Origin of the sequence: Nostoc sp. FACHB-133 (genome assembly GCF_014698055.1) — a bacterium.
Lineage (GTDB): Bacteria > Cyanobacteriota > Cyanobacteriia > Cyanobacteriales > Nostocaceae > Nostoc.
Map to the genome: position 1 here is coordinate 1 of NZ_JACJSH010000018.1, position 13,032 is coordinate 13,032.

Genomic DNA, 13,032 nt, shown 5'->3' on the forward strand with positions numbered 1-13,032 from the left:
ATACCCTTAAACGGCTGCCCATATACCTGTTACCGTGGTAGATACATTATGTGTATTTACTTATCTTTACACAATTTGGTTTTTTCACCCTGTCCTACTTACTCACTTCCATGACTACTGAGCAAGCATTGAAAGTAATGATGATAATAGTCAATTTTTATTAGTGCTGATTTTATTTAGCACGTATTTTTAGTGCTAAAACTTATTTAACACTAAATTTAAGAGAGAAATATGGTACAGGCAGCATTTCCCATCGCACCCGAAGAAAAGCAATCTACCATTTGGCATACTTTGGAAATTTCTGAAACGATCGCTCGCTTGGATAGTGATGCTGAGAATGGTTTGAGTAGTGTAGTAGCCAAACACTTATTGTCTGAAGTGGGAGCAAACGAACTCACAGGCAAGAAAAGCAAACCTTGGTGGTTAAAATTTTTACTGCAATTTAACCAACCACTGCTGATTATTTTGTTGTGTGCGGGTTTAGTAAAGGCGCTAACTGGCAGCTTGGTGAATGCTGGTGTTATTTGGGGAGTGACTACCACCAACGCCATCATTGGATTTATTCAAGAATCGAAAGCCGAAAGTGCGATCGCTGCCCTCGCCAAAGCAATTACCACCGAAGCAACTGTCATCCGTGATGGTCAAAAATTACGCATTGCTTCTGGTGAGCTAGTGCCTGGCGATATTGTTTTGCTAACTTCTGGTGATAAAGTCCCAGCAGATTTACGGTTAATTCAGGTTAAAAATTTACAAATAGATGAATCTGCCCTGACTGGTGAATCTCTAGCAGTAGAAAAGAATACTCAAACTTTAAAGCCAGATATTGCTCTCGCCGAGCGCAAAAATATGGCTTATGCGGGTGGCTTCGTTACCTTTGGGCAAGGTACTGGTGTTGTAGTTGCCACAGGGAATACCACAGAAACAGGGCGAATTTCTCAGTTAATGGAGCAACACACAGATATTTCTACTCCCTTAACTAGAAAATTCAATAAATTCAGCCAGAATTGGCTGTATATGGTGTTAGGATTAGCAGCCCTCTGCTTTGTGGTGGGATTAAGCTTTCGAGGTTTTCAAGAAGCTTTAGAAGCAGCAGTCGCTTTAACAGTCAGTGCGATTCCTGAAGGATTACCAGCAGTCGTGACAGTCACCTTAGCCATAGGTGTTTCTCGGATGGCACGACGCAACGCCATTATCCGCAAATTACCAGCCGTAGAAACCTTGGGAAGTGCAACTGTTGTTTGTTCTGATAAAACTGGGACTTTGACAGAAAACCAGATGACAGTACAGGCAATTTATGCCGGGGGATATCAATATACTCTCACTGGTATCGGTTACACACCGGAAGGCGAAATCCTGATAGATGACAAACCCGTGAACCTCAACAGCCATAAAGGTTTGCAAGAATGTTTAATCGCAGGCTTGTTGTGTAACGATTCCCATTTAGAAAAGAAGAATGGCAGGTGGGTAGTAATGGGAGATCCCACAGAAGGCGCATTAATTGTATCAGCAAATAAAGCAGGTTTTAGTCAGCCTACCTTAGTTAAGCAAATGCTAAAGGTAGATGCGATTCCCTTTGAATCAGACTTTCAATACATGGCGACTTTGCACGCCACACCCCAAGGTAAGACTATTTATGTCAAGGGTTCAGTCGAGGCAATTCTCCAGCGCTGCACCCTGATGTTGAACACTGATGGACAACCCCGCCCGTTGGATTGTGTAGAAACATTACGGCAAAGCAGCGTCGAGCGGGAAGTAAATATTATGGCACGGCAAGGCTTGCGGGTATTAGCTTTAGCGAAGAAAGTAGTACCCGATAGGCAAAATACACTCGATCATCCAGATATTGATACCGGGTTAATTTTCATCGGTTTGCAAGGAATGATCGATCCACCGCGTGAGAGTGCCATTAAGGCAGTCCAAGCCTGTCAGGAAGCGGGAATTCAGGTCAAAATGATCACTGGCGATCATGCTATCACAGCGCAGGCGATCGCTTATCGCATGGGTATCAACAAAAATGGCTCAGTTTTGGCTTTCACAGGTGCAGAACTAGCAAAAATGGATAAAACAGAACTTGCCGAAGTTGCCCAAGAAGGCGTAGTCTTTGCCCGTGTCGCCCCGGAACAAAAGCTACGTTTAGTCGAAGCTTTGCAATCAAAAGGTGAAATCGTTGCCATGACAGGAGATGGTGTCAACGATGCACCAGCCTTAAAACAAGCAGATATTGGTATTGCGATGGGTGGTACTGGTACAGAAGTTGCCAAAGAAGCCGCAGATATGCTGCTTACCGATGATAATTTTGCCTCCATTGAAGCTGCTATAGAAGAAGGACGGGCAGTTTATAAAAATCTGCTCAAAGCAATTTGCTTTATTTTGCCTGTCAATGGTGGTGAATCAATGACAATTTTAATTAGCACATTGCTAGCCAGAGATTTACCAATTTTATCTTTACAAGTTCTGTGGCTCAATATGCTCAATTCTATTAATATGACAGTGCCTTTAGCCTTTGAGCCAAAGGCGCAAAACATCATGCAACAAGCGCCCCGTCATCCTAATGAACCATTAATTTCAGGGAGTCGGTTACAACGAATTTTAGCAATTTCCCTATTTAATTGGATTGTCATATTTGGAGTATTTGAATATATCCGCCAAACTACGGGTAATATCGATTTAGCAAGAACAATGGCGATTAACGCTCTCATTGCTGGACGAATATTCTATTTATTGAGTATTAGTCAATTAATCCCGAATTTGATTGCTAAGATGGACGGCACAATTAAAGAGAACGTTGATATTCCTGCTATTGGATTTGGGATTTTAGGGGCAATTATTTTGCAAATTATTTTTGCTCATGTGCCATTAATTAATGAAGTTTTTGAAACAGCACCATTAAACTTGCAGCAGTGGCTATTTTGTTTAGCAGTTGGTTCACCAATGATTTTGTGGGCTACAGTAGTAAATCGTTTTGATCCGCCAAATTAAATACAGCCAAAAACGAACCGCAGAGAACACAGAGTCATGAGAGGTTTTTTGCTCAGTTAATTGTTCCTTCTTATACCAATTCAATTAATGATTGCAACATATCCTTGGGTAAAGACGCGATGAATCGCGTCTCTACAAATGGTCTATTTGTCGCATTATTTTTTGCAATTGGTATTATTTTTCTCTCTGTGTACTCTGCGCCTCTGTGGTAGCCTGCGGCAAGCCGCTGACGCTCCTTCTCTGCGAGACGCTACGCGAACGTCGCTACCGCTTCGCTAATGCGTCTACGTTAAAAAAATTGACACTAATCGATCTGCTTTGATTCTCGACTCAGAGGTAAAATACCACTCATTTGTTCTAGATTTAACACTGTGGCTAAATCTGTTTCACTCATCAATCCGCGTTCTAAGACAATCTGCCGTAAAGATTTACCAGTTTCTAAAGATTCTTTAGCGACAGCTGCGGCGTTTAAATAACCGATGTGGGTATTTAGTGCAGTTACTAAAGCTAAACTACCTTCGGCATAAGCTAAGCAACGTTCCTGGTTTGCTGTGATTCCTTCAATGCAACGTTCTGTAAGGACAGTGATGGTATTGCCGAGAATTTCGATGCTGTGAATTAGGTTATAGGCAATCAGTGGCATCATCACATTTAATTCTAATTGTCCGGCTTGTGCGGCTAATGCGATCGCACTGTCGTAACCCATCACCTGAAAACACACCATTGATGTCATCTCTGCCATCACGGGGTTATATTTCCCTGGCATAATTGAGGAACCGGGTTGCACTGGAGGGAGTTGAATTTCTTTCAAGCCTGTTTTTGGCCCCGAATCCATCAGCCGCAAGTCGTGAGAGATTTTGACTAAATCCTGCGCTAAGTTGCGTAAAGCACCAGAAACATTTACAAATGGGGCCATACTTTGCATGGCTGCCATAAGATGGGGTGCAGGTTCTAAAGGAGTGTCAATCAATTCTGAGAGAACCTCTACCACACGGGCGCGATAAAGAGGATGAGTATTTAACCCTGTTCCGGCTGCACTACCTCCCAAACCCAGCACCATCAAATCACCAGAGGCGGTATAAATCCGGTTTTGGTGTTCTGCAAGAATTTGTGCCCAAGCCCGAAAATTTTCACCCAAACGCACGGGTACAGCGTCTTGTAAATGGGTTCTGCCAGATTTGACGATATCTTGAAATTCTACAGCTTTGTTTTCTAAGGATGCGATCGCACCATCTATTGCTGGGTGTAATGTCTTGGATAATGCCAATAATCCACCAATCCGAATGGCAGTAGGAATCACATCATTGGTAGACTGCCCATAGTTAACGTGGTCATTAGGACTAACACGTTTATAATTGCCCTTTTCTTCACCCAGAATTTCTAAGGCGCGATTTGCCAAAACTTCGTTGATATTCATGTGGTGAGATGTTCCAGCACCCGCCTGATAAACATCCACGACAAATTGATCTCGGAACTTCCCAGCTAGGATTTCATCAGTTGCTTGCACAATCGCCTGACTAATATCTTGGGGAATACAATTCAGTTCTCCATTGACAATTGCTGTAGCTTTTTTAATTATTAATCCAGCATCTACGTAGGTAGCTAAAGGCTTGAGTCCGCTAATGGGGAAGTTTTCGATTGCTCGTAGCGTTTGAATGCCGTAATAAAAGCTACTAGCAATTTGGCGATCGCCCATCGAATCGCGTTCGATGCGGAATTGAGAGTCTGTGTGTTCAGTCATAGTATTGTTTTAAGAGAGCTACAGAAAACAGATTTTCCCATGCAGGCACACTCAGATACACTAATCTGCATAGATTTTGCATATTTGCCTCGCTGCTTGTTGCTTTACAGTCGTTAATTTTGAAGTTTGATTTATGAATTACGAATTACGAATTACGAATTACGAATTATTATGACCATACCCAACTGGATTACCTTCTCTCGCCTATTGGGGATACCATTTCTGCTTTATGGTTTATATAATCCCACACCTCAAGCTCAGTGGATATGTTTGGCGATTTTTCTCGTTGCTGCATTGACTGATTGGTTAGACGGCTATTTGGCGCGGAAACTCAACCAAATTAGCGAGTTGGGTAAGTTTCTCGATCCCTTAGTTGATAAACTTTTGGTACTTGCGCCGTTGCTGGTTTTTATTGAACTAGGAAAAGTGCCGGCTTGGGGAGTGTTTTTGATTTTAGCGCGAGAATTAGCGATCGCTGGTTGGCGGGTAAATCAAACGACGATTACCGGGGCGAATATTTGGGGTAAACTCAAAACTGTTAGTCAAATAGTTGCGATCGCACTTTTGATTGCGCCTCTGGGTGAAGTGTGGCGAACTCCCTCTTTGCTTGCCTTTTGGATTTCTGTTGCCCTGACTTTAATATCTGGGGGTATTTATCTTTTGCCGCAAAAAGCTAGGACTCATGAAACGACAATATAGTATTGTAATTCAGTGGTCTAATGAAGATAAAAAATACATCGTCAGCCTACCTGAGTTTGGCCCCTATGCACACACTCATGGAGATACCTACGCAGATGCTCTCAATAATGGTGAGGAAGTACTACAACTTTTGATTGAAGATTACCAAGCACAAAGAAAACCACTGCCAGAGCCTTTGACTGCAAATGTTTCCTTTCAGTTTGTGTAATCCTCACCGTAATTATAGGAACACTCGGTAATTTCAAAAATAATTCAATAAAATTTGATCGGAGTTCTAAGGTATAGTCTTTATTCTTAACCCGTTGTACAGATGTGATTCATCGCGTCTCTCCTCACCCCTAACTTTTTTCATGCCATCCCCAATCTTACCGCCCCCCCTAAAACCTGGAGACTTACTACGAGTAATTGCCCCTAGTGGTGCTTTGCGAGAATTTGAGGCATTTGAACGGGGTATAGAAATTTGGCGATCGCGTGGTTATCGCATAGAAATCAGTCCTCAGATAGATGACAAATGGGGTTATCTGGCAGGCACAGACGAAACCCGTCGTCAGCAATTAGCAGCAGCGTGGCAAGATCCTGATTGTCGCGGTATTCTCTGTTCTAGAGGGGGTTTTGGCAGCACCCGCATTTTAGAAGATTGGAGTTGGCAACAAAATTCAGCACTTCCCAAGTGGCTTATAGGCTTTTCTGATATCACAGCTTTATTATGGAGCCTTTATATAGCAGGAATTTCCGGCGTTCATGCTCCTGTGCTGACAACTTTGGCAGATGAGCCAGATTGGTCAGTTGAGCGATTATTTCATTCGGTAGAAGGTCGTCCTCTTGCGCCTCTCAAGGGTTGCGGGTGGGGTGGCGGCATGGTAACTGGCACTTTGCTACCAGGTAATCTCACGGTTGCTACTAACCTTTTAGCTACACCAATCCTGCCATATCTGGATGGTGTAATACTGGCGTTAGAAGATGTCACAGAAGCACCCTATCGCATCGATAGAATGCTCACACAGTGGCGTTTGAGTGGTGCTTTGTCTCAAGTCTGCGGTATTGCTTTAGGTGGTTTTACTCGCTGTGAAGCGCCGCCAACTGTGTCTAGCTTTAGTGTAGAAGAAGTATTGCGCGATCGCTTGGGTGATTTAGGTATTCCGATTGTCTCTGACTTACCTTTTGGTCACGATAGTCCCAATGCAGCTTTACCAGTGGGTGTAGAGGTAACTTTAGATGGGGATGCAGGGATATTAGCAATGCCTACGGCGGCAAGCTACGCGCCATAGGTGAACGCTAATATTATTATACCTTTAGGTTATCATCCAGATTAATCTACTTCTGTATTACAACTAAATAATCCCGATCCAAATAAAAGTTTTTTCCATTTGGACTGGACTCTTTAATTACCGTCATTTGCGCCTTTTCTATTAACCACTTAATTGCTTCTGGTGAAGTGGGTTGATACAATACCTCATCATTATCGTATGCAGCAAACCTTGCCCAACCATTTGGTGTAGTTATATTAGTGGTATGAATAAAAGCTTTTCCACCTGACTTGAGAGTTGCATAAATACCGTTTAAGTATTTCCAAATTGTTTGTAAATCTAAATGTACAAATACATCGAATGAATATACAAAATCAAATTTTTCGCTAAACTCAGGTTCAAATTGAGAATTTTTTATTAAACGAAACTCTATTTGAGGATATTCTATAAGCGCTGCTTCAGCATTATCTAGCATTTCTTGTGCTATGTCGAAACAGTATAATTTTTTGACGTTTTTAACCACTTTTGCCGCAATCCTACCACCACCAACACCTATTTCTGCAACTGTACTGTCTTGAGAAATAAACGGTGTAATATACTCACTCACAATATTGACTGCATCTTCTACTGTCGCCCATTCATCACCTAAATAATTGACGTAATTATCTCTTTCATCATCTGTAATTTTTTGATTACCTAGAATAACTTGAGATTTATCCCATGTTTTGGCATAGTTGTTCCAGAATTCTTTATTAATTTCAACGTTGGATGGCTGCATTGGTAAATCCTGTTAGTTGTAACGGTAATATCTAAAGTCATAGGGCTAACCTCACGCATGAGTGAGGTTTGTTCTTGATTTTAGCAAGCACAGACGTAAAGAAAGAGCTAAAAAAATTACGTATTCTAGCTTATAGAAACCCCTGAAAGCGATCGCTCGCTAAAACATTAATCTCAAAGTACACGCAGTAAGCTGGGAATGCTTTCAATCGCTGACAAATTCTGGATTTCTGCCAAAGCTTGCCTAAAATTGCCTTCCCGCACATCATGGGTAACAACCACAATCTCTGCGAGTTCCCCTTGAAAGCCAGTTTGGACAATTGACTCTAAGCTAACGCCATAGTTACCAAAGCAAGTCCCCAATTTCCCGATAACTCCCGGTTGGTCATTGGTAAGGAAACGGGCATAAAACCGAGTTATCAGTTCTGCCATCGGCGCAATTTGGCAGTATTCTTGATGTCCACAAGCTATTAATGGATTTGCAACTGCTGTATTGGTTTTGAGGACAGCAACTAAATTTAAGATATCTGATGTCACAGCACTGGCGGTTGCACCTGCACCAGCACCGGGGCCGAAAAACATTACTTGCCCGATGGGTTCTCCTTCGACGAGAATGGCGTTGTAAACGCCGTTGATGCTAGCCAAAGGGTGAGCTTGGGGCACTAAAGTCGGGTGAACTCTGACGGAAAGTGGTGATGAGGGAGTATGACGTTTAGCGATCGCTAACAATTTAATCACAAATCCCAATTTTTCGGCGTAGGCAATATCTGTTTTGCTAACTTGCCGAATGCCTTCGGTATAAACATCTTGTAGGTTGATGCGTCCACCAAAGCTTAATGATGCGAGGATGGCAATTTTATCGGCTGCGTCTAAGCCTTCAACATCGGCTGTAGGGTCAGCCTCAGCATAACCCAAACGTTGGGCATCAGCTAAGACATCGCTGAAGTTGCTGCCTTCTGTTTGCATCCGCGTCAGGATGTAGTTAGTTGTACCGTTCACAATGCCTGTGACAGTGTGAATGCGGTTAACACTCAAAGACTGCTTTAGGGGTTGAATCACCGGAATCCCGCCACCCACAGCAGCTTCTAGCATGACGTATACGCCAGCTTGATTGGCAGTTGTGAAAATTTCCGCCCCAAAGCGGGCGATCGCTGCTTTGTTGGCGGTGACTACGTGCTTACCATTACTCAAAGCTTTGAGAATTAGCGATCGTGCCGGCTCCAGTCCGCCCATCACCTCGATAACTATATCTACCGCCGGATCGTTGACAATGGATTCTAAATCTGTAGTTAAGACTTCTGTAGATAATTCTACTGCCCGAGGTTTATCGAGCGATCGTACTCCCACCCGATAAATTTCTATCTCTTGTAACAACGGGTGCCGTCCAGCCTTATCTTGCAACAACTGCACTGTCCCCGTTCCCACAGTGCCTAATCCGAGTATTCCTAGTTTCACACCCACAATTTTTGCACCCAATTTATTCTTTAAGTGCTGAGTGCTGAGTGCTGAGTGCTGAGTAGTTATCAGTACTTAGTACTTTACCACGCAGAACAGAGAACTCTTTCCTCAGCTATTTACAATATTCATAACAAAACAATTGTAGGTAGAGCGTTTGCCCTACCTACTGATTATCCTGCTTCCTTTGTCATTTGTCCTTTGTCCTTCGTCCTTTGTCTAAAACTAATGACTAATGACCAATGACTAATGACTAAATTAGTAAGTTTCTACGTGCCAGCGACCGGCTTTCTTGAGTTGCTTCTGGTAATCACTCCAGGTTACGCCTTCCTTAGCAGCAGCAGCAGTTAAGGCTGCATCAATACCTTCTTCCATACCCCGCAAACCGCAGATGTAGGTATGAGTTTTTTCATTTTTAATCAACTGCCACAATTCGTCAGCATGTTCTGCTACGCGGTCTTGAATATACATTCTACCGCCTTGGGGATTTTTCTGTTCGCGGCTAATGGCAGCAGTTAGGCGGAAGTTATCAGGATATTTTTGTTGAATTTCTTCCAGTTCTTCCTTATATAACAGGTTTGGAGTTGTTGGTACGCCAAATATCAGCCAAGAGAATCCTTTAAATTGGTATTCTGGGTTAGCGGCTCTTTCCGCATCTTTAAACTGCCGCCACAGATAAGCCCGCATAGGAGCAATACCTGTTCCAGTCGCCATCATAATGACATTAGCTTCAGGATCTTGGGGTAACAACATTTCCTTACCCACAGGCCCTGTAATCTTTACCTCTGCCCCTGGTTCCAAGAAACACAGGTGTGTAGAGCAAACACCGTAGACTGTTTCGCCAGTTTCTGGGTGCTTATACTCCAACTGGCGGACGCACAGTGATACTGTCTTATCATCTACATCATCGCCATGACGAGTTGAGGCGATGGAGTACAGTCTCAGTTTCTCTGGTTTACCGTTTTTGTCTAATCCTGGTGGAATAATCCCAATACTTTGACCTTCTATATACTTCAAATCCCCACCAGATAGGTCAAATTTCAGGTGTTGAACAATACCAATACCACCTTCTTTGACTAGCGGTTCATTAGATATTACCTTGCCAATAAACGGAGCATTGGGACGGTAAGTGTTAACAGGAACGTCACCGTGGTCTTTTTTGGCTTTCGCTTGAGTCATGGTGTTGCCTTTCTTGTCCTTGTTCTGTTCTTCAGCACTATGAGCATTTACAGGTGTGGCTTTACCATTCCCTTCACTGTTAGCAGTTTCCCCAGATTTAGCTAATTCGCTGACAACGCTTGTAGCATTCCCAAATGAGGCTTTACCATTAACTGGCTCTAGAGCAGTTATAGGCTGGATGCTAACAATTGTGCCGCCTAGACGAGTGATACGTCGCATTTCTTGATTCATGCGGTTGTAAGGCACTCTGATGAACACACTGCCACTTTTCCGAATTGGGTAGTTAGTTTGATCAGTTTCTTCGCTCTGACGCAAACCCACTACTTCATAAACGAAGACGCGGCTACCTAATTCTGTGTTGGCAGCACCCTCAACAGCACCTTGATTGTACATTCTTTCTACCACTCCGATAATTTACTTAACCGTTTTTCAAAAAAAACTATTCCTATCCCATGCCAGCTTTAGTTTACCGGATTTTCGTTTCACAAAACTGGCTCTCAAGGAAAAACGGCATCATTAAATTAATGCCTTGCTAAGTACACTCACCAAAGACATGCAGGCATAGCAAAAAACACACCTGTTCACCTTCTAAGGTAAATGATAAGTCTTGTGGAGAATGTTAATAATGAGTCAATTTAATCTTTTTTTTGTTAACTACCACCCGCATCAGCAAGATAGTTTTTTACTTAACTACCCAACGAGTAACTCACAATAGCAGATATTGACAGGAGAACTAGTTTGATTGCTGGAAGCTACCACTCAGTTGACCTCCAAAATTTGCCGTTGTGTTTGGTTACTTCGAGAACTTAAATCGGGGAATACCAATACCGGAAAGTTTTCTTTCCATTGGTTTTAACTCACCAAATCTACTGCTTTCTCGAAATGTTGTTAGCTATATTTTATGACCTGTCTAGAAATAATTACATGGCTATTACAACTTAAGCTACAAACATAGCAATAGAGAGAACCGTGATTTAATCAACTATAATCAGTTTCACATTGATGTGAAAAATCTGTCAACCTCTATTCAGTACTTTGCCATAACTCAAACGCTTGTATTTGACCATATACATAAATTTACAGCCAATAATTTGACTAATGCAAGTTCTTGGCTCATTCGTTGGGTAGATTTTTGCTTTGAATATCTTAAGTATTGTCGAGTAGGAATTACAATTTAAGAATATTAGGAAATTCGCGGCAATAATAAATTATACCTTAGAGTCTTAATTATATAGAGTCACAAGTAGCAGTCTAATAAAGTTGCAATACTGATGGGCGGTACTGATCCCCATTTTTAAATTAACAACTAAATCACCTAAAAATGATTCATGAACCACGCTAATTCTTCTTGACAGTAATCTTGTATGGGATACCCCCTTCTGTTAAAATCAAATATACCACTAGGATTAAATACTTACCGGCACCAACATTCAGGCTAGTCCGACGAGTAGCAACTTAATTACTTTGTTGCCTACCCGCTTGGTGTCTTATAGATGTGCTAGGTAGCAAGAACGCAGGATAAACCAAAGAGGTAAACTCCTGGCTTCAGAATCTGCTGTGTGAAAAAATATTGACACAATTTTAGTATTTTAGAGGGGATTTATGACAAGTAAGCCGGAACGCGTGGTACTGATTGGAGTAGCCGGAGACTCTGGGTGTGGGAAATCTACGTTTTTGCGTCGTTTGATAGATTTGTTTGGTGAAGATTTGATGACAGTCATCTGCTTAGATGATTATCACTCCTTGGATCGCAAACAGCGTAAAGAAACTGGGATAACGGCACTAGACCCCAGAGCAAACAATTTTGACCTAATGTATGAGCAAATTAAAGCGCTCAAAAGTGGTCAAGCGATTGATAAGCCGATTTACAACCACGAAACTGGCTTAATCGACCCGCCAGAGCGGGTAGAGCCGAATCACATTATAGTTGTTGAAGGACTGCATCCTTTATATGATGAGCGGGTGCGATCGCTAATCGACTTCAGTGTTTATTTTGATATTAGCGATGAAGTAAAAATCGCCTGGAAAATCCAGCGAGATATGGCTGAACGCGGTCATCGCTACGAAGATGTCTTAGCGCAAATCAATTCCCGCAAACCTGACTTTGAAAAGTTTATCGAACCACAAAGAGAATTTGCTGATGTAGTTCTCCAAGTATTACCCACCAACTTGATCAAAAACGACACAGAGCGCCGAGTCCTACGAGTACGTATGCTCCAACGAGAAGGTAAGGAAGGCTTTGATCCAACCTACCTATTTGATGAAGGCTCAACAATTAATTGGACTCCCTGTGGACGCAAGCTGACCTGTTCTTATCCTGGTATGCAACTATACTACGGTTCAGATGTTTACTACGGTCGCTATGTCTCAGTACTAGAGGTAGATGGTCAATTTGACAACTTGGAAGAAGTAATTTATATCGAAACCCATCTCAGCAATACATCCACCAAATATCAGGGTGAATTGACTCATTTGTTACTCCAGCACCGTGAGTATCCAGGTTCTAATAATGGTACTGGTTTCTTCCAAGTACTTACAGGTTTAAAAATGCGTGCTGCCTATGAGCGTTTGACAGCTACGGAAGCAAAGCTAGCGGTTCAGGTTTAAAAACAGCAGTACTTGTGTCAAAGTTTGTGGGGGCGCTTCTGGGTGCCCCCTTTTTTTGTGTTATTAAATACATTTTGTCTACGAAATAATTACCATAAATTTATTTTTTTTACAGATACTTACCTTATAGTGAGTGGTTTTTATCAATATCAACAAGATACTAACTACTGAAGTATAAATATTGTTATGATTTCATAAATTAATGTGAGTTCGACGGCTCCTAGGAAACTAAATTGTTTCTCTCAAGGCATAACGAATGCCGTTCATTGGAAGCACACGTTAAATTTAGGTAGTTGAACTGAATACCACATTTAGTCAGCAAAAAAACTCAAGTCAGGAGGAATTTGC

At 42.1% G+C, this 13,032-nt stretch carries 9 protein-coding genes; 5 read left to right on the forward strand and 4 right to left on the reverse strand.

What is annotated here, in order from left to right; genetic code table 11:
• The first annotated feature begins 231 nt into the window (after nucleotides 1–231).
• Nucleotides 232–2,979 carry a cation-translocating P-type ATPase gene (locus H6G86_RS16020; protein WP_190935157.1) on the forward strand — a complete coding sequence of 916 codons (2,748 nt, stop codon included), beginning with the start codon at nucleotides 232–234 and terminating at the stop codon, nucleotides 2,977–2,979.
• Nucleotides 2,980–3,283: 304 nt separating this feature from the next.
• On the opposite strand, the gene H6G86_RS16025 is transcribed toward H6G86_RS16020, so the two are convergent.
• On the reverse strand, nucleotides 3,284–4,720 hold the full coding sequence (locus tag H6G86_RS16025) for an aspartate ammonia-lyase (RefSeq protein WP_190935158.1): 1,437 nt from the start codon (nucleotides 4,718–4,720) through the stop codon (nucleotides 3,284–3,286).
• Between the two features lie 171 nt (nucleotides 4,721–4,891).
• Between H6G86_RS16025 and pgsA the strand changes: the two genes are divergently transcribed.
• From pgsA to H6G86_RS16040, 3 genes are all read left to right on the forward strand, one after another.
• The gene (gene pgsA / locus H6G86_RS16030; protein ID WP_190935159.1) at nucleotides 4,892–5,419 is read left to right on the forward strand and encodes a CDP-diacylglycerol--glycerol-3-phosphate 3-phosphatidyltransferase; all 528 of its coding nucleotides are present in this window, start codon (nucleotides 4,892–4,894) and stop codon (nucleotides 5,417–5,419) included.
• Entirely contained in the window at nucleotides 5,403–5,627 is a 225-nt protein-coding gene (locus tag H6G86_RS16035) for a type II toxin-antitoxin system HicB family antitoxin (RefSeq protein ID WP_190935160.1), read from the forward strand. The genes pgsA and H6G86_RS16035 overlap by 17 nt, the downstream gene beginning before the upstream one ends.
• A gap of 142 nt (nucleotides 5,628–5,769) precedes the next feature.
• A complete protein-coding gene (locus H6G86_RS16040; protein WP_190935161.1) occupies nucleotides 5,770–6,687 on the forward strand; it encodes a S66 peptidase family protein in 918 nt (305 codons plus the stop codon).
• A 46-nt stretch (nucleotides 6,688–6,733) separates the two neighbouring features.
• Here H6G86_RS16040 and H6G86_RS16045 read toward each other — a convergent pair whose 3' ends face one another.
• From H6G86_RS16045 to cpcD/petH, 3 genes are all read right to left on the reverse strand, one after another.
• Nucleotides 6,734–7,444 (reverse strand): class I SAM-dependent methyltransferase, encoded by a 711-nt coding sequence (locus H6G86_RS16045; RefSeq protein ID WP_190935162.1) that lies wholly within the window; start codon nucleotides 7,442–7,444, stop codon nucleotides 6,734–6,736.
• 173 nt (nucleotides 7,445–7,617) lie between these two features.
• Complete coding sequence (locus H6G86_RS16050; RefSeq protein ID WP_190935163.1) at nucleotides 7,618–8,904, reverse strand: homoserine dehydrogenase; 1,287 nt, start codon at nucleotides 8,902–8,904, stop codon at nucleotides 7,618–7,620.
• A 252-nt stretch (nucleotides 8,905–9,156) separates the two neighbouring features.
• Nucleotides 9,157–10,470 carry a bifunctional rod-capping linker CpcD/ferredoxin--NADP reductase PetH gene (gene cpcD/petH, locus H6G86_RS16055; protein ID WP_190935164.1) on the reverse strand — a complete coding sequence of 438 codons (1,314 nt, stop codon included), beginning with the start codon at nucleotides 10,468–10,470 and terminating at the stop codon, nucleotides 9,157–9,159.
• A gap of 1,209 nt (nucleotides 10,471–11,679) precedes the next feature.
• On the opposite strand from cpcD/petH, the gene H6G86_RS16060 reads away from it, so the two are divergent.
• Nucleotides 11,680–12,684 carry a phosphoribulokinase gene (locus H6G86_RS16060; RefSeq protein WP_181932234.1) on the forward strand — a complete coding sequence of 335 codons (1,005 nt, stop codon included), beginning with the start codon at nucleotides 11,680–11,682 and terminating at the stop codon, nucleotides 12,682–12,684.
• Nucleotides 12,685–13,032: the final 348 nt, after the last annotated feature.